The following is a 19,031-nucleotide window of genomic DNA, read 5'->3' as shown; positions in this document are numbered from 1 at the left end:
GGTCAGTAGACCCCGCACATGCCGTCGATCGAGACGTCCTCGACCAGGTCGTCGGCCGTGACCTCGGCTGAGTTGGAATGGGCAGTGGACTGGTCCATGGTTCCTCCCGGGAAACTGGTGGTGGAGACTGTGAGGTGGATCACTCACACGCAAGGAGCATAAATGACACCCAGTGCCAATGCAATGGATTCGCCCTGATCAGGTGGAGAATCTGAGAAGATCACCGTCTGTTGCGAACCATGCCTCAACAGCGCTTCCGCCGGGTGGAAACCACAATGACAGGAGGGTCATGGCCGGGTTGAATGACGTGCCCGCGCCGGATCGGCCGATGGGCCGCCCGCGCGCCACCACCCATGATGAGCTGGAGGCCATTGGCATGGACCTGTTCCGCCGCATGGGCTACGAGAACGTCTCGGTGCAGCAGATCGCGGACGCCGCGGGAGTCTCCCGCCGGACCTTCTTCCGCTACTTCGCCACCAAGTCGGATCTGCCCTGGGGCGATTTCGCCCAAGAGGTCGACCGGTTGCGCGCCACCCTGACCGCCGTTCCCGACCACGTGCCGCTGATGGCCGCGTTGCGCCGCGCCGTGGTGGACTTCAACCGGGTCTCCCCGGAGTCGGTGGACCAGCACCGCGCCCGCCTGGGACTCATCCTGACCGAGCCGGAGCTGATTGCCCGGTCTCTGCTCAAGTTCCAGCAGTGGCGTGAGGCGGTCGCGGAGTTCGCCTCCCGACGACTCGACATGCCGCCTTCGGCGTTTCTCCCCGAGCTGGTCGGGGAGATCGCCCTGTCAGCCGCCGTGGCGGCCTACCGGGAGTGGATTCCAGCGACCACGTCGGACCTGCCGACGCTCATCGACACGGCCTTCGCAGCGATCCTCGACCTCGATGCCCTCGAACACGGGGCTGCCGCAGTACTCGCGCACCAGATGACCCTGCCGGTGGGTGAATCCTGATGCGACTCGCGGACACCACCTGGCCGGAGGTCCGCCCGGAGACCTTCGGCGGCAAGGCCCCCCTCCTCGTGGTCCCGGTCGGCGCCCTCGAGCAACACGGTCCCCACCTACCACTAGACACCGATGCCTTCATCGCCGCAGCCGTCGCCACGGAGGTGGCCGCGGTCCGGGACCGCGCGGCCCTCGCCCCGACCCTGCCCCTCGGCGCGAGCGGTGAGCATGCGGGTTTCCCCGGCACCCTCTCGATCGGGGCCGCGGCGATGCATGACGTCCTCGTGGAACTGGTCCGCAGCTCCACCCCGACCTTCGCGGCGGTCATGGTGATCAACGGGCACGGAGGCAACCTGGAGGCGCTCCGATCCGCGGCGGCCCTGTGCGCGGCGGAAGGACGCACCCTACTCCCCCACCCGCTCGGCCTGCCCGGCATGGACGCCCACGCCGGACGGACCGAGACCTCACTGATGTTGCATCTGGCCCCGACTCGCGTCCGGCTTCAACGGGCCGCACCCGGGAACACCAGTCCTCTCCGGGATCTACTCCCCCAGATGCGCGCCCACGGTGTCCGGGGCGTGAGCCCGAACGGCGTGTTGGGAGACCCGACGGGCGCCACCGCGGCAGAAGGTGCCGAGCTCTTCGCGGCACTGGTCCAGAAGGCCCTGACGGCCTTCGACGGGGTCGCGGACTGACACCCGCAGCACCCCTCTCCCACCTTCGACTGCCTCCCCCGAAACCGTTGACCAACCCTTGACCCGTGTGGCCTACCTCACATCTACTGGGCACCGTCCAAAGGCGGCGCCCCAGGATGACGGGTCCCGGTGGTGCCGCCTCATCTATGTGGAGGGGAACACCCATGGGAAAGCGCAGAACACTCGGATCAATGGCGTGCGCGCTGGCGATGGTCGGCACCGCGTTCGTGGCCGGTCCAACGGCGGCCACGGCAGACAACAAGGCGGAGAACACGGTAGCCGTCGATTCACAGACCCTGGAGAAATCTCTGGCGGCGGCGCCGGTACAAGGCCTGCAGACACCCTTCGAGGCCAGCAACGGGGCGAACTGGACCACGGTCGAGCAGGCGCAGTCATTCCTGCAGGACCTGGAGGCCTCCAGTGACCGCGTCGCCGTTCACGAGGTGGGTGCCTCCGGCGAGGGCCGGCCCATCAACCTGATGACCATCGGCTCCCCGGCACAGCAGTCTCCGGAGGACATTGCCGAGGGCTCCATGGTCCTCTTCAACTGCTCCATCCACGGCGACGAGCCCTCGGGTCGTGAGGGCTGCCTCCAACTGGCGCGGGACATGAGCACCACCACCGACCCGGCGTGGAACCGGCTCCTGCAGAAGACCACGGTGGGATTCCTCTACACGAATCCTGACGGCTGGGTGGCGGATACCCGCGGCAATGCCGAGGGTACGGACATCAACCGGGACTTCCTGGCCCTCGAGACCCCCGAGGCACAGGCCCTGGCGAAGGTGTTCCGCGACTGGAAACCCGATGTCCTCAACGACCTGCACGAATACGGTCCGCGGGAGTACTACGACACCGCGGCGTTGGTGCTGTGGCCCCGGAACAGGAACGTGGACGAGACCATCCACCGGCTGTCCCAGCGGATGGTCAACGACTACACGGAGCCGCAGATCGAGTCCCAGGGCATGACCAGCGGGATCTACGGGTTGCTGGTCAAGGACGGTGTGCCGTTCCAGCAGGTGGCCGGTGACGGGCAGGCCCGGATCCTGCGCAACTATGCCGGACTCAAGCACATCACGGGTCAATTGACCGAGGCGGCCTCCGGACCGGTCACCGCGGAGGAGGAGAACGATCCGTTGCTGACCAACCGCCGCCGGGTCTCGGTGCAGTACTCCAGTGCCGTCGGTTCGCTGGCCATGGTCTCGGAGAACCGCAACCGTCTGGCGCGTCAGTCTGAGGCAGCGGCCGAGCGGGCCACCGAGGCCGGCGCCGCCCAGTCCGGTGTGGTGTATTTCGGCGGCCAGGACAACATGGTCCCGACCACGTCCGAGGGGGCCGAGCCGGACCCCATGTGCGGCTACCAACTGACGGAGGCCCAGGTGCAGGCGGTGGGCGCGACGCTGGAACTGCAGGACGTCGCCTGGACGGAGAATGCCAACGGGGCCTTCGTGTCCATGGCCCAGCCGAGCAAGACGTTGATCCCGCTGTTGCTGGACGCCCGCTCCGAATACGGCCTGACGGAGGCGACGCCGCTGGACGACTGCTGACCGCCGGCTGACCGACGGCAGCAGACACCGCGGGCGGGCTCGGGGCCTATCCCCGGACCCGCCCGCGGAACCGAGGTCGCAAGACGCTGAGGCATCCGGAGCGCACCGCGGCACCGATCACACCGGTCCCGTACGCCGCGTCCGCGCCGAGCCGCAGCACGAGGTGACGGACCGGGTCCAGGGGGGCGCCGGCGTCGTGCATCCGGGGGGTGGGACCCCTCAAAAACTGCCAGTGGTGCCGGGCAGCGTGCGCGGTGTCCGGCACCGTGGGCAGCATGCCGAGCACGACGACGGCGCGCGCCACCGCGCGCACCCGCGGCACCGACGCGGTGGTCAGGAGCAGGGCCGCGGCACCGATGGGCCACCATTCCCGGCGCAGCGCATGGCCGATGGCGGTGGCCTCGGAGCGCAGGCCCAGCACCGCGATCTCCACGCCGGCGGACACCGGCAGTCCTCGGCCCCGGAGGCGGCGCACCGATGCACCGATCTGCACGGCGATCCCGACAGCTGCCATCCCGGCGCCCACGGCCCGGGCCCCTGAACTGCCTCTCGCTCCACCCCCAGCCGCCACCACCGCGCCGAGGAGGAGGGTGAGGCCGGGCCAGCCCAGCGTCGCCGGCGCCAGGCGCCCGGGGTGCCGCCGTTCCAGGGGCACGGCCGAGGAACCATAGGCGGCATGCCGGCGAGCCCAGGCGGGCACCCCCGAGCGGACCTCGTGGTGGACCTCCGCCGCCGGCAGGTACCGGATCGACCAGCCGGCCTCCACCAGCCGCCAGACCAGGTCCACGTCCTCGCCGACCCGCAGCCCGGGCTCGAACGCTGGATCCGGCAGGGCGACACGGCGGACCACCAGGGCCGCGGTGGGGACGTAGCCGACCTGCCCGCCGGGGGCCACGCGGCGGGCATGGGGTCCGAGGTCGAGCCCGCCCCGCAGCATCTCGAAGCGTTCCAGCAGGCTCCCGGTTCCCGGGCCGGTGACCGCGCCGCGCACCCGGGGGGCTGCGGCGGCCACCGCGGGGTCGTCGAAATGCGGCACCAGGTGCTCCAACCATCCACGGCTCGGCAGGGTGTCGGCGTCCAGGAAGGCCACCAGCCCTGCGGTGGTCGCGGCCAGCCCGGCGTTGCGCGCGCCACCCGGCCCGAGGTTCTGAGGCAGCACCACCAACCGCACACCGTGCTCGGCGCAGACACGGGCGATCTCACGCGCGTCGGTCTCGGCGGAGCCGTCATCCACCACGGTGACGCGGGGCACGCGGGAACCTCCACCGACCTCTCCGTCCGGATCCGCGGCGCCCAGGGCCGCCAGCAGCCGGGCCAGCGGCTCGGCGGACCCGTAGACGGGCACCACCACCTCGATCTCCTCCGGGCGCGGGGCGCGGGCCGGCAACACCGGCAGCGCCAGTCCCCGGTCCACCAGCAGCCGGGCGGTGGCCCGCTCGACGTCGGTGCCGGGGGCCACCGCTCTCGCCCCGGCCCGCAGAACGCGGTGTGCCCAGGGCCGGGCCGGGGCCGAGAGCCGTGCCAACCCCCACGGGGAGCCACCGAACAGCAGTTCACCGGACCGGCGGGTGTAGGAACCCTGCGTCCGCAGGATCGGGGTTGAGATCATGATGCGTTCATCGTAGCCACCCTCCGAGCCGCGCTCTGCCGACCGCGCATGGCCCGTACGGTGGGCCCCGGCCTATCATCGATCATGGAGACTCGTCCGGCTGTCTGGTCCTCCTCCTCCGCCGCCTACCCCCTCGCACCCGCTGCGCCAGCCACCGTCTCACCGGCCCCCGCCTCCCCCGCTCGGGCCGGTCTGCCCCTCCCCGCCGCACGCCCTCAGGACCTTCTGCCAGACTCCGCGCGACCACCGTCGGAACGGCACCTCTCCGTCCACCTGTTGGGTGGCCCCTGGGTCACGGTCCCGGACGGTACTCGGGATGTGCCCGATGGATCCAAGCGCCTGCTGGCCTTCCTCGCCCTGGACCGCCGCCCGCTCGACCGCCGCTACGTCTCGGGATCGTTGTGGCCGGACACCGACGATGAGCGTGCAGCCGGCTGCCTGCGCACGAGCCTGTGGCGATTGCAACGCACCGGGCTGGAGCTGATCGCCGTCAACAAGGCCTCCATCCGGTTGGCCCCCTCCGTCCAGGTGGATGCCGAAGTCATGACGGAGTGGGCGGACCGGGTGCTGACCGGCCCGCCGACCAGCGCTGATCTCAGCCCACCGGTCCCGGTCTATCCGGCACTCCACCTGCTGCCCGGGTGGTTCGACGACTGGGTCCTGGTTCACCGGGACCGGCTTCGCCAGCGGGTGCTGCATGCCTTGGACGCTGTGGCCCGGTCCCTGTGTGACCGGGGGGATTTCGCCGGGGCGATCGACGCCGGAGTCCTGGCGGTCGAGGCCGAGCCCCTCCGCGAATCGGCTCAGCGAGCCTTGATCGGGGCCCACCTCGCGGAGGGGAACCTGGTGGAGGCCCGCCGGGTGTTCACCCGCTTCCGCTCCATATTGTGGGAGGAGCTGCGGGCGGCTCCCAGTGCGGACCTGCACGAGGCGGTGGACCTACCCCGTCCACGGTGACGACTCCGTGACGTGGACCCGTCAGGCTGGGGTCCACGGTCCAGCGCGGAAAGGAGCCGCCATGTCCATCACCCCCACCTACCCCGGCGTCTACGTCTCGGAGGTGCCGTCCGGCAACCGGACGGTGACGGGCGTGGCCACCTCGGTGACCGCCTTCATCGGACGCGCACTGCGCGGCCCCGTCGACGAGCCGGTGCGGATCACGAATCTCACCGACTTCATCCGGACCTTCGGTCCGATCTGGCGCCTGTCCGGGCTGGGTTACGCGGTACGGGACTTCTACCTCAACGGCGGCGGCCCGGCCTATGTGGTGCGGGTGGCCCGCACCACCGATACTGCCGAGGTCTCGGCGGACGACCTGATCCTGCAGGCGAACGGACCGGGTTCGTGGGGCAACCGGCTGGCGGTGGTCATCTCATATCCCGATCCCGCCGACAAAGACCTCCAGGAGATCGCGGAGTCCCAGGGCTTGACTCCCGACCAACTCTTCACCCTGGAGCTGCTCCTGCTCGCGCAGGAGGGGGTGGCCGCTGACGTCGAGAATCCTGAGGTCGAGGCACGCGAGACCTACGTCAATGTCAGTGTGGCCGACGGTCCGCGGCGGGTGGACACGGTCCTGGCCTCCTCCCGGTTGGCCCGGGTGAAGGCCCCCCTTCCCGCCACCCGGCCTGATCCCCCGACCGCGACGGACCTGCGCTACATCGTGACCACGACAGTGGACGACGGAGTGGCCCCCGAACAGGAGGAGTACGTTCCCAGCGGTCCAGCGCGTACGGGGCTGCGCGCCCTCGACACGGTGGACCTGGTGAATCTGCTGGTCCTGCCGCCGGTGGTTCCGGGCGGCGACCTGCCCGTTGGCGTCTGGGCGCCCGCCATGGCCTATGCCGTGGAACGACGGGCCTTCCTGATCGTGGATGCGCCGAAAGACACCGCCCTGAACGCCGTCTCCCAGTGGGCCACCACGACGGCCGGGCTCTCCGGGGTGAACGGGCGCAATGCCGCCGTCTACGTCCCGAGGATCCGGCAGGCCGATCCCCTGCGTGACGGCGCGGTCGGTGACTTCGTGCCCTCGGGGGCGATCGCCGGGATGTACGCCCGCACGGATGCCACCCGCGGGGTGTGGAAGGCTCCGGCCGGTACGGAGACGGGACTGACCGGCGTGCTGGGCACCTCCCGGGTGATGACGAATGCGGAGAGCGCGGTCCTCAATCCCGAGGGCATCAACGCCCTCCAGACCTTCCCGGGGGCCGGCACCGTGCTCTGGGGCACCCGCACGCTGCGGGGCGCAGACCGACTGGCGGATGAGTACAAGTACATCCCGGTCCGGCGGTTGGCCCTGTTCCTGGAGGAGTCGCTGTTCAGGGCGACCCAGTGGGTGGTCTTCGAACCGAACGACGAATCCCTGTGGTCGCAGATCCGGCTCTCCGTCGGCTCCTTCATGCAGGACCTGTTCCGCAAGGGGGCCTTCCAAGGGGCCAGCCCCAAGGACGCCTACTTCGTGCGGTGCAGCGCCGAGACCACCACCCAGTACGACATCGATCGCGGCATCGTGAATATCGAGGTGGGCTTCGCCCCGCTCAAGCCCGCGGAGTTCGTGCTGATCACCATCCAGCAGAAGTCGGCGGCCGCCGCCTAGAGAAAGGACTGGACATGGCCGAGTTCACCCAGAACGCCCAGCGATTCGACCCCTACAAGAACTTCAAGTTCCGGCTCAAGTGGGACGGGCAGTACGTGGCCGGCATCAGCAAGGTCAGTCCCCTCAAGCGCACCACGGAGGTGGTCCCGCATCGCTCCGGTGGGGATCCGAGCTCATCCCGGAAGTCCCCCGGACGCACCGAGTACGAGGCGCTCACCCTCGAACGCGGAGTCACCCATGACCTCGAGTTCGAACGGTGGGCCAACAAGGTCTGGAACTTCCAGGCCGGCCCGGGAGTGGAGGTGTCCCTGGCGGATTTCCGCAAGGACCTGATCCTGGAGATGTTCAACGAGGCCGGTCAGGTGGTTCTGGGATACAAGGTGTACCGCTGTTGGGTCTCCGAGTTCCAAGCCCTGCCGGAGCTCGACGCCAACGCCAATGCCGTGGCCATCCAGTCCATCAAGTTGGAGAACGAGGGTTGGGAGCGGGACGTGGACATCCCCGAGCCCAGCGAACCGACCTTCACCGAACCGTGAGTGAGGTCCCGGGATGCCGTGGTCCGCGTCCGATGTGGTCTCCGCCTGGGAAACGGCGGAAGGCCTGATCCCGGCCGAACGCACGGCCGCACTGCTGGTGGCCCTCGGCCTAGCGCCGGACCACCGGACGGCCTTGGAGTACGACGTCGGCCGGGCCGCTGCGCTGTTGGGTACCGGTTTGGCGGAGACCTTCGGGGAGACGGTCGAGGTGGTGGTCGGGTGTCCGCAGTGCGGTGGCCTGCTCCAGGCGCAGGCCACGGTCCCACGGTCCCCGCAACCGGGCCCGACGGCGGCCCCCACAGACCCTGAGACGGCTCGCCTGCCGACCTTGGGTGAGTTGTCCCGGGTCCATGGCCGCCCTGATGCGGCCGCCACCCTGCGGCATTGGTGCGCCGGCCACACCGAGCCGGGCACGGTCCTGGCACACCTGGCGGAGCGCACTATGGTCCAGGGGCCGGTGGTGTGCCCGGACTGCGAGGCGGTCTTCGACGCCACCCTGGATGTGGCCGCCCTGTCCTGGGAGCGCATCAGTACCGAGGCGCCCCGTCTGCTGGCGGACGTGGCCGTCCTGGCTTCGGCCTTCGGCTGGTCCGAGGCCGAGATCCTGGGCCTGTCCGCCCACCGCCGGACGGCCTACCTCCAGCTGGCGGGGGCCGGACCATGAGTGGGGAGATCTTCGAACAGCTGGCCGCCTTCGGCGGCGGCGGAGACGCTCCCCAGTGGCGGTTGCGCCCGGCGTCCCGCTTCGAGCCGCGGCCGGTGAGCACCGCTCGGTCCTCGTGGTTGTCCTCATTGCAGTCCAACGTCGACGGCGACGGGACGCTGCCCGGGAACGACCAGCGGGACGGAATCGGTAGCGGTCCGGAGGCAGTCCGGCCGGTGACCCACGGAGCCGGCGGACGGCCGGGCCGCCCGGATGCAGCGCCGTCCACCTCCTCGCCACCGGGTGCGTTGTCCTCACCGAGCCACCCCGTCGGCTCGTTCGGTGCTGCCGGCTCGTTCGGTGCTGCCGGCTCGTTCAGTGCTGTCGGCTCTGACGAGCCTGAGCTGCCAGACGCGCCGGAGTCGGCCGTCGCGCCCGCGGTGGAACCCGTCCGGGACGACGCCGCCCCGTCCCGGGTCCCTCCAGCCCAGGTCCCCCCAGCCCAGCTCTCCCCGGCCCCGTTCTCCCCGGCGCCGGTCACCCGTGCCCTGCCACCGAGCGCCAGCAAGGCCGCCCCTGGCCCTCCGCGTGCCGGGGTGACCCAAGGTCCAGCAGCACCACCTGATTCCCTGGCGACCCCGCGCCGGACCCCACGCGCGGCGCCACCGGCGCTCGCACCGTCGTCCCCACCCTCCGCAGAGGACTCATGGGACACCACGCCAGGGACCACACCGGAAACCCCGCCGGAACCAGCCCTCCGGACCTCGGGCCCGGGCCTGCGGAGTGCGGAGCATGGGCACCACCCCGTGGACATCGTCGCCACGGACCCCGCCACCCGCAGGAGCACCCCCCGCCCGCCCGACCCGGACGCCCTGGACGCGGCCGTCCGGGCGGAGTTGACGCGCCGGGGGCTCGCCGGGCCCGGGTCCATGGTCTCGCTGGAGGACCCGTCCACGGCGACCGAGACCGGTCAGCGCAGACCCGGTCCCCTGCACGTCCACATCGGGCGCGTGGAGGTCATCACCCCGCCGCCGACAGCTCCGGCCCGCCCTGCACCACCGCCGGCACCGGCACGGCCAGCGCCCGGTGCCGTGCCGCCGTCGGGCCCCGCCGGAGCCCAAAGTGCGCCCTCCCGGCTGCGCACCTTCCTGGACCACAGGGCACGGTCCTCACGATGAGCAACACCCTGGCCATCGCGGCCGTGACCTCGACTGTCCGTTATCTCCTCCAGCGTGCCCTCGAATCGGCGCACCCCGGTCCGGTCGGCGGGGCCACGGTGCACACCTTGCGTCTGGACCAGCTGTCCACCGGTGACCTGGTGGGGACGCCGTGCCTGAACCTGCTGCTCTATCAGGTGACCCCCAACCACGCCGGCAACCTGACGGACCTGTCCACTCGGGACGCCTCCGGCGCCCTGGTGCGCCGCCCGAACGCCGCCGTGGACCTGCATTACCTGATCACCGCCTCGGGCGACGAGTCCAGCCTGGAGGGTCAGCGGCTGCTGGCCCGCGCGCTCGTGGCCTTGGCCGCGACGCCCGTGCTGACCCGGGACGTCATCGAGGCCGCCCGCACGGCACACCAGACCCAGCCGGAGACGGCATTCCTGGCCTCGGCTGACCTCTCCGACCAGATCGAACGGGTCAAGCTCTCCCCCGTCCCCCTGTCCCTGGAGGACCACACCCGGTTGTGGGGACTGTTCCACGAGGCGACCTTCCAGCTCTCGATCGCCTACCGGGCCACGGTGGTGTTGCTGGAGGCCGAGGTGCCCACCCGGCGCCCCCAGCCGGTCCGGACGCGGGTGCTCACGGTGCAGGCCGACACCCAGCCGCACCTGGCCTCGGTCTCCCCCGCCGGCCCCGGAACGGCCCCGGCCACCGGCGTGGAACTCGTGCTGCGCGGACGGTCCCTGCTTCAGGGGCCCACCGAGCCGACCGTCATCCAGATCGGTCCGGTGCGCCTGACCCCGTCCCCGGGGTCCACCCCCGCCGAACTCCGGACGGTCCTGACACCGGACGTGCCGGCCGGCATCCAGTCCGTCCGCGTGCTCCTGCTCCGTCCGGCCCCCGACCCGGGCGGGCCGGGCGGGCCGGGTGGGCCGGGTGGGCCGGGTGGCCTACCGGAACGGACGGTGGGCGCCTCCAACGCCCTGGCCCTCACCGTCCATCCGACTCTGGCGGTGGCCGGGATCACCACCGATCAGGTCACCTTCACCCTGTTCCCACCGGTGGTGGCCGGCCAGCGCGCGGTGGTGCACCTGGACCCGCTGCGCGACGAACCCGGCGGCGGGGCGTCCGACCCCCGCCTGCCCCTCGTCCTGGCCGTGGAACCGGTGCCACCCGGAGCCGCACCCCGGGCGGAGGTCACGGTGGATCGGGAGCTGATCCCGGACGGCGGGTGGTTGGTCCGGCTGGAGACCGACGGCATCATGAGCATCCCGGAGTTCAGCGGTGGCACGTACTCCGGCCCACGGCTCGACCTGCTCTGATGGACCTCCTGGGCGAGCTCGCGGTCCTGCGTGGCTACGTGCGCGGGGAGAGGACTGCGGACACCGAGGCGCCCGGGCCCAGCGCCGCGGCTGACACTGCGGCAGACACTGCGGCAGACACTGCGGCAGACACTGCGGCAGACGCGGCGGCAGACGCGGAGCTGAGCACCGCCGGCCTGGATCTGGTGCAGGCCGCCTGCGGCCTCAGCGACTTTGAACGATCACTGCTGCTGCTGGCCTGCGGGCCGTCACTGATGGGCACCGTGGCCCGCGAGCTGGCTGAGCACACCGGGATGCCCCACCTGTGCTTCGGCACCGCGCTGGCCCTGCTGCCCGGGGCCCACTGGTCCGCGACCGCACCGACCTCCGGACTGCGACACTGGCTGCTGCTGGCCCCGGAGGATCCCGGCCAGCTGATGACCAGCCGACTCGTGGTGGATGAACGGATCCTGCACCAGGTGGCCGGACTGGACCTGATCGACGACCGCCTCCGCAGCATCTGCTGGCCCGCGCCCGTCCCGACCCCGGTGGCACGGGAGCTGCCCGCCGCCTGGACCACCGCCGCGGAACGACTGGGCCTGCTCTGGGACTCCGGCGCGGTCCGGGTCACCGGCGTCGGTGCACCGTCAGCAGCGGCGCTGGCCGGACGGGCTGCCGCCCACCACGGCCGCCGTCTCTGGCAGGTCTCCGGCACGGACCTGGCCACCGGACCTCAGGACGCCGCCCGCCAGGCCACCCTGATGGCCCGCGAGGTCCGGCTCGGGGATCACGCCTTCCAGGTGGACCTCACGGGTGTGGCCGGGCCCGCGGCAGACCGGTGGGCGCGGCTGCTGTCCGCCGTGCCTGCCGTGGTGCTGATCGGCACCGAGGACTCAGACGGCGCCGCACCGAACGCCGCCCACACCGCCCACACCGCCATGACAGCCAGCACCGTCACCACCCTGCGCGTGCCGCCACCCACCCACGCCGAGCGAGACCGCCAGGAGGGCACCCGGGCGCGGGCCGGCGTCGGGAATCATCCCGGGTGGGAGGATCTGGTCCTGCCGGCCGGACCGCTCGAGCAGCTCCGCGCCCTGGCCGCGACCGTGGGCCACCGCGGGACGGTGCTGGACCGGTGGGGCTTCGCCGCCCGGCGGCAGCGCGGGCTGGGTACCAGCGCCCTGTTCTCCGGGGCGAGCGGCACCGGCAAGACCTTCGCCGCCGAGGTCCTGGCGGGCGGGCTCGGGCGGGAGCTGGTCCAGGTCGACTTGAGTCAGGTGGTCAGCAAATACATCGGCGAGACGGAGAAGGCGCTGGCCCGGCTCTTCGACGCCGCCGAGCAGGAGGGGTCGGTGCTGTTCTTCGATGAGGCCGACGCCCTCTTCGGCAAGCGCACCGCGGTGAAGGACAGCCACGACCGCTACGCCAACATCGAGGTGTCCTACCTGCTGCAGCGCCTGGAGTCCTTCACCGGTCTGGCCGTGCTGGCCTCCAACGCCCGGTCCGCGCTGGACACGGCCTTCCTGCGGCGCCTGACCACGGTGGTGGTCTTCCCCCATCCCGACGCCGGCGCCCGGCTGGCGCTGTGGCAGCGCGCCTTCCCGGCCCAGATGCCCCGCGGCGACCTGGACCTCGCCCGGCTGTCCCGGATCGATGCGACGGGGGCCACCATCATGGCCGCCGCCCTGTCCGGGGCCTATCTGGCCGCCGAGGCACAGCAGCCGGTGGACACCGAGCACGTGTTGAAGGCCCTGGACTGGGAGCTGGCCAAGACGGGCCGGATGCGGGGCGGGTCATGACCACCGTCGCCGTGCACACACCGGCCGCTCCCGTGCCGGTCCGGACCCCAGCCGCCGCCCGTCCGCCGGCCCCCGCGCCGGCCGAACGGACCCGCGCCCCGTCCCCCGCCCCGACCGCCCAGTGGTCGGCGGGATCGGTGGCCCTCGCCGCCCCCGCGGCCGCCGCCGAGGACAGCTGGCTGATGGAGCAGGTCAGATCAGCAGCCCGCGGCCTGCCCGGGTACTCACTCGCCAGTGCAGCCCTGGGCCAGGACCTGCTCACCGGCCAGGCGGTCAACCGCACCGTGGGCGAGACCCTCGAGAACCTGCTCAGTGCCGCCGGACCCTTCGGGGCCGGCGTCGGGCCCGTGTTGGGGGTCCTCGACGTCCTCGGTGAGGCGGTCCAGGCCGTGCAGCGGGCCTTCGCCGACCACCGGGTGAGCTTCGCGCGCATCGGCCGCGACCTCAGCGCCGCCTGGGAGCGGGTGGAGGTCCTCCGCGGCCTGGACGCCAACCTCGCCATCCTGGCCGGTTACGTCGAGGCCTTCCTGAGCGATGTGCGGGCGGCCATCCGCCAGATCGTGGACGTGCTGCTGGAGGCCGTGCGCGCCGCCGTCGTTCCCCTGGTGGAACCGTTGCTGGCCGATCCGGCCGTGGCGCCGGTGTGGAGCCTGGCCACCAAGGTCCTGGGCACCGACCCACTCACCGGGCAGCCGGTCGAGGCGCCCACCGTGGAGATCCTGGCGGACTTCCTCACCCTGATCGGCCAGGGCGAGGCCGTGGAGCAGATGCGCGAGCGGGGCACCCTGCAGCAGACCGCGGACTGGCTGGAGACCCAGTTCGAGCGCTTCCAGGGGTTGACCGGCCAGGCCTCGGCGCTGTTCGCCGACGCCTGGGACGCCATCTCGCCCCAGAACCTGCCCCGGCTGTTGGAGACCCTGCCGGCCCTGGCGTCCCGAGCGGTGGCCCTGTTCGGTGTGGTCGCGGACTTCGCCACCACGGTGTTCGGGCAGGTGCTGGTCTTCGTCAAGGACTCGCTGCTGGGGATGGTCAGCGACCACGCCGGGCAGGTCCCCGGGTTCCGGCTCCTGACCGTGATCCTCGGGCGGAACCCCTTCACCCAGGCCGCGGTGCCCCGGACCGCCGAGGGACTGATCGGCGGCTTCATCGAGCTGCTGCCCGGCGGCCGGGAGACCTACCGCCAGCTCGCCGAGACCGGCGTGATCGCCGAGGCCGCCGGCCGGATCGAGTCCGAGATGGGGCGGCTTCAGATCAGCTGGGAGCTGATCACCGGCACGTTCGGCGCGATCTGGGACCAGATGTCCCTGGCCGACCTGCTGGATCCCGTCGCGGCGATCAGCCGGGTGATCGAGCAGTTCGGCGAACCGCTGGGACGGATCCTCTCCTTCGTGGCCACGGTGGTCCAGGTGGTCATCGAGCTGGTGCTGCGGCTGATGAACTTCCCCTCCGAGCTGCTGGCCAGGATCATCGCCGGGGTGGTGGCCGCCGTCGAGGACATCAAGCGTGACCCGGTGGGCTTCCTGATGCACCTGCTCGACGCCCTGAAGTCCGGATTCCAGCGGTTCTTCGACCACATCCTCACCCACCTGTTCGCGGGCCTGGCCGGCTGGCTCTTCCGTGGTCTGCGGAGCCTGGGCATCGAACCGCCCACCGAGTTGAGCGGGGCGGGAGTCCTCGAGACGGTCCTGCAGGTACTGGGTCTCACCGAGGACTTCCTGTGGGAGAGGCTGGCGGCGGCCGTCGGTCAGGAACGGGTGGACCGGATCCGCGGTGCTCTGGACACCATGGGCCAGGCGTGGTCCTTCCTCCAGGATGTGCAGGAACGGGGGCTCGTGGCGGTCTGGGACCTGGTGGCCGAGCAGCTGTCCGGGTTGTGGGAGACGATCCTGTCCGCCGCGCAGGACTGGTTGATGACCAACCTGATCCAGGCGGCCATCACCAAGGTGCTCTCGATGCTGGACCCGACCGGGGTCATGGCCGTGATCAACAGCGCCGTCGCCTTCTTCCGCGCCGTGCAGTCCGTGATCGACTACATCACCGAACTGCTGCAGATCATCAAGACCTACGTGGACACCCTCGCGGCCATCGCCCGCGGGGAGATCGAGCCCGGCGCGGCCATGCTCGAGCAGGGGCTGGCGAACGCCATCCCGGTGGCCCTCGGCTTCCTCGCCCACCAGGTGGGACTGGGCAACGTGCCCGAGAAGATCGTGGAGATCATCGGCCGGCTGCGAGCGCTGGTCACCCGGGCCATCGACTGGCTGATCGCCCAGGCCCTGCGGATCGGGGCCGCCGCGCTACGGGCGCTGGCCAGGGGTGGGGAAGATGCCACTGCAGCAGACGGCCCACCGGCGGCTCCTCCACCAGATGCCGCGGACCGGATCGACATCCCCGTAGCCATCGGCGGCGAAACGCATCATCTGCGCAACGACGCCTCCGACGGTGGACTCGTGCTCCATTCACCGGTCCTGGTGATGGACACGGTGGACCGCCCGGATCTGGAGACTCTCGTCAGCCGGTACAACGCCGCTACCTCCCGAAGGGCCAGAGACCAGGCCGCCCAGGACGTCGGCCGGTGGATTGCCGAGCATGGGACCGGGGAGGGCCCCGGTACTAGTGCCCCCGGCCTCGGATCCCTGGTCCGCCACGGGTCTCAGCCGATACGTCTCACGGACGTCGGGGTTCCCCTCTGGTCGATGGAATCAGAGCACGTGGTGCCCTTCATGGTGGTGCGCAAGCTCTGGGAGGCGCTGGGTGTGGAAGGCGTGGCGTCCCGCAGCGTCCTGTCTTCGTCTGACCGGGGTCTGACGACCATCCTGATCTATCAGGGGGCCGCCGATTCGAAGACCAGGACCGAAGGAGCACGTCGTGCGCGCGCGGCGAACCAGATGGAAAGCATGACGCGTCGTTATGTCGCGGAGGGAAATTCTCAAGGTCCTGCGGATACGCCGGCTGCCGATGCCGTATTCCGCGCTGAGGTGATCGCGGTCCTGAGGAATGAAGAGGGCTGGTATTCAGATCTGACGGTGGCCTGCGTTCAAGGAGAGCACCAGATGCTCCTTGGGCTGTCCACCCACGGCCAGCTGCGGAACGAACCGTCTCCGGTCCCCACGCGGGACAGGATCCGCCAGGCAGCCCGGGAAGAGATCGATGATGCCGATCTGATGCTGGACCGGGCGCTCGCGGAGACGCTCCGGCCGGCTCACGGTCCGGACGTCACCCCAGCAGGCCCAGCCTGATCTCCAGTGGGGTTCCAGGGGACACGCGAGTACCGGCCTCGGGCTGCTGGGCCGTGACCCGGCCGATGAACAGGCCGCCAGAGGACACCGTGACGTTGAGGAACCCAGAGTCACTGGCCCGTTTGCGGGCCTCGGCCACGGACAGGCCCCTCAGATCCGGGACACTCCGCCGTTCGAGCTGCCCCGGCCGCAGGTAGAACCACTGGGTGAAGGTCCCCCCGGCCACCAGGTCGTCGCTCGGGAACCGGTGTTCCAGCCGCATCCCGGCGCTGCCGGGCTCCAGCTCCATCTCGGTGTGCGTGTTCACGGCACGGTTCCGGGTGGTGCGCACGGCCCAGCCCTCCAGGACCACCCGTCCCAGCAGGCCGCGATCGACCAGGACCTTACCCTCGGCTGAGTCGGCGAACCACCACAGCGGCCCGTCATCCGCCATCCACTCCCAGGTCTGCTGGCTCGGCGTCCAGGACAGCTCGTTCCCGTTGACCGCCACCCTTCCGTCCAGGACCACCGTCCGGGTGCCGACGGGCACCGGCCCCCAGGGGGAGCGCTCGGCCTCGAAAGGCCACGGCAGGTCCAGCTCCACCCTCAGCACGGGCTTGCCCCGAGGCTCCCCGCCGAACTCCTCGGCTACCTCCTCATCCAGGGTGAGGATCACGCCCTCGATGAATTCCCCCGGAGAGTAGGACTCGTCATTGGGGAATTCCCCGCGTGCGCCGAGCCGGATGCCCTCCAGATGGGCGCCGTCCGCCACGGGGCCACCCCCACCACCGAAGCGCTCGTACTGGGCGGTGGCCACGATCGGCACCCGCGTCTTGTCCCGGGCCCGGGATACCGTCAGGGTGTCGGACGCGCCGCCACCGGCGGCCTTGGCCGGCTGCCACCAGAACAGGACCGAGCCGTCCGTCCCACTGACGGCCTCGGCGGTCGCGGGATCGGCATCGAGGGATTCCGGTCGGTCCTCACCCACGATGGCCGCCCGGACATGCCCGCCCTCCGTGGCTCTCGCCACCACGGTATCCCCCTCCACCGGCCCGCAGCTGCTGTCCACGATCAGCCGGAGGGGTTGGGGCAGCACCGGCGACTCCGGCTCCACCTGTTGCCCGTCCCCACCGTGCAGGCGCAACTCGGGGTGGCCGGCCAGCCCGTTCAGCGCCTCGGCCACGGTCTCCACGCCCGCGAAGACCTCACAGTCCTCCCGGCTGAAGGCCACCTGGGAGGCCAGCGACCGGCGGGCGGTGACGCGCACGGCCACGTCGCGGCCGACGTCGTACTCATCGATCCGCTGCAGGGTCAGCACCTGGGTGACCGGCCCCTCCGGGTCCAGCCGCCAGCGCACCCGGCCCACCCCGTCCGGGCCGGTGACCACGACGACGGCCGGCCCCTCATCCGGTGGCACACCGGCCGCTCCCGGTTCCCCGGTGGACAGGCGTCCGCTGTCCGAGGCGGCTGCCTGCAGCCGGGCCCCTGCCACGGGGATGTCACCACGCCGCACGGCCACCAGCACGGGCTCGTCCAGCCAGGTCTCCGGCAGTGACTCCTGGCCGTCTCCGCCGATGAGGTCGACCGCGGTCATTGAGGTCAGCGGCGGGAACAGGCTCCGGCAGTCATGCTCGAGGACCCAACCGTCGGCCGCGGCGGCCAGGATTCCCAAGGGAGCGCAGCGGGTCACCGGCCCCAACGGAGGCGCGGCATCACCCACGGTCCCGGGAGGCGGCCACTCGATGGTGCCGGCGGCGGACGTCAGACCGTAGGCCAGCTGGACTGCACGCGCGGGGATCTGCCAGTGATCGCCCGTGCGCGCCTCCCCCCCGGCCGGGAAGCGCACGGCGATCCCGTCCTCCAGGTCCGTGGTGCCAGTCCTCATCGGCAGTGGTCCGCCCTCCCAGCGGCGCACGATCGGCCTCTCGCCCACCTCGCGCAGGTCGGCCGGGACGGCGCCACTCCACCGGACCTCCAGGTCCAGTCCGGCCCGCGCGATGACGGTGGCGAGGAATCCGGGGCGGTGCTGGCGCTGCCGGTCCGGCCCGGTCAGCTCCACCAGGTCGTTGATGTCCATCGACAGTTCGGGGTCCCGGCCCTCCCGGTCCAGGGCCAGCCGGGCAGTGCCGGCCACCGGCAGGACGGTCAGGTCCAGGGCGCGGGCCACCACCGAGCCGTTCTCCCGTGACCACAGAAAGCTACCCCCGGTGCCGACGGCGTCCTGCTCATGCACCTGCACGCGGTACAGCTGGTTCTCCAGCCGTCGGTACCCCCCTGAGGCCGTGATGGTGCAGGGATCCGCGGCGGCGGGTTCGGTGGTGACCCGGGCGATCATCCTCCGGGGCTCCCGGTCGAAGAACGCTGGCCCGAGGTCCGGGCACCGTTCCCCCTCCAGGGCACGCCACCGCACCTGCCATCCGGTCTGACGGCGGACCGCCGTGTCCGGGCCTCCCAGCGCGGACTCCAGTAGCTTCGGGGCCTCATCCGCCGTGACGAGGTGGTCGGTGACCTCCAGATAGAGCACCACGCGGGACCCGGCGGTGCCCGGCGGGGCCGGCGTGGAGCCGAAGGGCTGCAACAGCAACGGCCACGCCGTCTCGAGTTGGCGGGTGAGCTCTTCCGCCGCCTCGGAATCGATCTCGGCCGGCGGGAAGGACTCCACGGCCGCCCCGTCCACGTAGTACCGCCCGGGGGTGATCCGCAGCCGCTCCCAGCCGATGCCGGTGGGATGCACGCCGGCCACGGGCGGCGTGCCGGACTCGTCCACGATGGCGAAGGGACCGGGATCCGCCGGGTCCTCCGGCAGCGGCCCGCCGACCCGGCCGACGGTGTCCCGGCTGCGGATCTCGTCATGGTGGGCCGTCAGGTCACCCTGCTCGTTGAGGTCGGCGTCCAGCAGCACACGCCCCTGCATCAGCAGCATCGCGCGGTAGCCGTTCCGGGGGTTGAACGTGGTTCGGGAGAAGTCCGCGGGCATGGTCGGTCCT

The 19,031-nt window shown here is 71.4% G+C and carries 14 protein-coding genes; 11 read left to right on the top strand and 3 right to left on the bottom strand.

Going from position 1 to position 19,031, the window contains the following annotated elements:
* Nucleotides 1–2: 2 nt before the first annotated feature.
* Nucleotides 3–98, bottom strand: coding sequence for a mycofactocin precursor MftA (gene mftA / locus ACSU1G_RS08735; protein WP_363355522.1), 96 nt, complete (start codon nucleotides 96–98; stop codon nucleotides 3–5).
* 191 nt (nucleotides 99–289) lie between these two features.
* Here mftA and mftR point away from each other — a divergent pair, with 191 nt between their 5' ends.
* The 3 genes from mftR to ACSU1G_RS08720 all read left to right on the top strand — a co-directional run bounded on the left by mftR (nucleotide 290) and on the right by ACSU1G_RS08720 (nucleotide 3,185).
* Nucleotides 290–955, top strand: coding sequence for a mycofactocin system transcriptional regulator (mftR, locus tag ACSU1G_RS08730; RefSeq protein ID WP_439279538.1), 666 nt, complete (start codon nucleotides 290–292; stop codon nucleotides 953–955).
* Nucleotides 955–1,641: a mycofactocin biosynthesis peptidyl-dipeptidase MftE gene (gene mftE, locus ACSU1G_RS08725; protein ID WP_439279537.1), complete on the top strand. Its 687-nt coding sequence runs from the start codon at nucleotides 955–957 to the stop codon at nucleotides 1,639–1,641. The genes mftR and mftE overlap by 1 nt, the downstream gene beginning before the upstream one ends.
* Before the next feature lie 164 nt (nucleotides 1,642–1,805).
* Nucleotides 1,806–3,185: a M14 family zinc carboxypeptidase gene (locus tag ACSU1G_RS08720; RefSeq protein ID WP_439279536.1), complete on the top strand. Its 1,380-nt coding sequence runs from the start codon at nucleotides 1,806–1,808 to the stop codon at nucleotides 3,183–3,185.
* 46 nt (nucleotides 3,186–3,231) lie between these two features.
* On the opposite strand, the gene mftF is transcribed toward ACSU1G_RS08720, so the two are convergent.
* Nucleotides 3,232–4,794 (bottom strand): mycofactocin biosynthesis glycosyltransferase MftF, encoded by a 1,563-nt coding sequence (mftF, locus tag ACSU1G_RS08715; RefSeq protein WP_439279535.1) that lies wholly within the window; start codon nucleotides 4,792–4,794, stop codon nucleotides 3,232–3,234.
* A gap of 84 nt (nucleotides 4,795–4,878) precedes the next feature.
* On the opposite strand from mftF, the gene ACSU1G_RS08710 reads away from it, so the two are divergent.
* The 8 genes from ACSU1G_RS08710 to ACSU1G_RS08675 all read left to right on the top strand — a co-directional run bounded on the left by ACSU1G_RS08710 (nucleotide 4,879) and on the right by ACSU1G_RS08675 (nucleotide 16,065).
* The gene (locus ACSU1G_RS08710) at nucleotides 4,879–5,751 is read left to right on the top strand and encodes an AfsR/SARP family transcriptional regulator (RefSeq protein WP_439279534.1); all 873 of its coding nucleotides are present in this window, start codon (nucleotides 4,879–4,881) and stop codon (nucleotides 5,749–5,751) included.
* A 61-nt stretch (nucleotides 5,752–5,812) separates the two neighbouring features.
* The gene (locus ACSU1G_RS08705) at nucleotides 5,813–7,387 is read left to right on the top strand and encodes a phage tail sheath family protein (RefSeq protein ID WP_439279533.1); all 1,575 of its coding nucleotides are present in this window, start codon (nucleotides 5,813–5,815) and stop codon (nucleotides 7,385–7,387) included.
* Nucleotides 7,388–7,401: 14 nt separating this feature from the next.
* Nucleotides 7,402–7,923, top strand: a complete 522-nt coding sequence (locus ACSU1G_RS08700) for a phage tail protein (RefSeq protein WP_439279532.1) — start codon at nucleotides 7,402–7,404, stop codon at nucleotides 7,921–7,923.
* A 13-nt stretch (nucleotides 7,924–7,936) separates the two neighbouring features.
* Nucleotides 7,937–8,587 (top strand): hypothetical protein, encoded by a 651-nt coding sequence (locus tag ACSU1G_RS08695; RefSeq protein WP_439279531.1) that lies wholly within the window; start codon nucleotides 7,937–7,939, stop codon nucleotides 8,585–8,587.
* Entirely contained in the window at nucleotides 8,584–9,744 is a 1,161-nt protein-coding gene (locus ACSU1G_RS08690) for a hypothetical protein (RefSeq protein WP_439279530.1), read from the top strand. The genes ACSU1G_RS08695 and ACSU1G_RS08690 overlap by 4 nt, the downstream gene beginning before the upstream one ends.
* Nucleotides 9,741–11,051: a DUF4255 domain-containing protein gene (locus tag ACSU1G_RS08685; protein ID WP_439279529.1), complete on the top strand. Its 1,311-nt coding sequence runs from the start codon at nucleotides 9,741–9,743 to the stop codon at nucleotides 11,049–11,051. The genes ACSU1G_RS08690 and ACSU1G_RS08685 overlap by 4 nt, the downstream gene beginning before the upstream one ends.
* Nucleotides 11,051–12,829 carry an ATP-binding protein gene (locus ACSU1G_RS08680; protein WP_439279528.1) on the top strand — a complete coding sequence of 593 codons (1,779 nt, stop codon included), beginning with the start codon at nucleotides 11,051–11,053 and terminating at the stop codon, nucleotides 12,827–12,829. Before ACSU1G_RS08685 ends, ACSU1G_RS08680 begins: the two co-directional genes overlap by 1 nt.
* Complete coding sequence (locus ACSU1G_RS08675) at nucleotides 12,826–16,065, top strand: phage tail protein (protein WP_439279527.1); 3,240 nt, start codon at nucleotides 12,826–12,828, stop codon at nucleotides 16,063–16,065. The genes ACSU1G_RS08680 and ACSU1G_RS08675 overlap by 4 nt, the downstream gene beginning before the upstream one ends.
* Here ACSU1G_RS08675 and ACSU1G_RS08670 read toward each other — a convergent pair.
* Complete coding sequence (locus ACSU1G_RS08670; protein ID WP_439279526.1) at nucleotides 16,043–19,021, bottom strand: DUF6519 domain-containing protein; 2,979 nt, start codon at nucleotides 19,019–19,021, stop codon at nucleotides 16,043–16,045. The genes ACSU1G_RS08675 and ACSU1G_RS08670 overlap by 23 nt on opposite strands.
* Between the last annotated feature and the right edge of the window lie 10 nt (nucleotides 19,022–19,031).

The organism is Microbacterium sp. A93 (assembly GCF_051842835.1).
Note: the sequence above shows the minus strand (reverse complement) of the source record. Positions and strands in the feature narration are given on the sequence as shown.

Coding starts and splice junctions, on each gene's coding strand:
- mftE (WP_439279537.1), top strand. CDS start 955: ATGCGACTCGCGGACACCACCTGGCCGGAGGTCCGCCCGGAGACCTTC.
- mftF (WP_439279535.1), bottom strand. CDS start 4,794: ATGATCTCAACCCCGATCCTGCGGACGCAGGGTTCCTACACCCGCCGG.
- ACSU1G_RS08690 (WP_439279530.1), top strand. CDS start 8,584: ATGAGTGGGGAGATCTTCGAACAGCTGGCCGCCTTCGGCGGCGGCGGA.
- ACSU1G_RS08675 (WP_439279527.1), top strand. CDS start 12,826: ATGACCACCGTCGCCGTGCACACACCGGCCGCTCCCGTGCCGGTCCGG.
- ACSU1G_RS08680 (WP_439279528.1), top strand. CDS start 11,051: ATGGACCTCCTGGGCGAGCTCGCGGTCCTGCGTGGCTACGTGCGCGGG.
- mftA (WP_363355522.1), bottom strand. CDS start 98: ATGGACCAGTCCACTGCCCATTCCAACTCAGCCGAGGTCACGGCCGAC.
- ACSU1G_RS08710 (WP_439279534.1), top strand. CDS start 4,879: ATGGAGACTCGTCCGGCTGTCTGGTCCTCCTCCTCCGCCGCCTACCCC.
- ACSU1G_RS08670 (WP_439279526.1), bottom strand. CDS start 19,021: ATGCCCGCGGACTTCTCCCGAACCACGTTCAACCCCCGGAACGGCTAC.
- ACSU1G_RS08720 (WP_439279536.1), top strand. CDS start 1,806: ATGGGAAAGCGCAGAACACTCGGATCAATGGCGTGCGCGCTGGCGATG.
- ACSU1G_RS08705 (WP_439279533.1), top strand. CDS start 5,813: ATGTCCATCACCCCCACCTACCCCGGCGTCTACGTCTCGGAGGTGCCG.
- ACSU1G_RS08685 (WP_439279529.1), top strand. CDS start 9,741: ATGAGCAACACCCTGGCCATCGCGGCCGTGACCTCGACTGTCCGTTAT.
- ACSU1G_RS08695 (WP_439279531.1), top strand. CDS start 7,937: ATGCCGTGGTCCGCGTCCGATGTGGTCTCCGCCTGGGAAACGGCGGAA.
- mftR (WP_439279538.1), top strand. CDS start 290: ATGGCCGGGTTGAATGACGTGCCCGCGCCGGATCGGCCGATGGGCCGC.
- ACSU1G_RS08700 (WP_439279532.1), top strand. CDS start 7,402: ATGGCCGAGTTCACCCAGAACGCCCAGCGATTCGACCCCTACAAGAAC.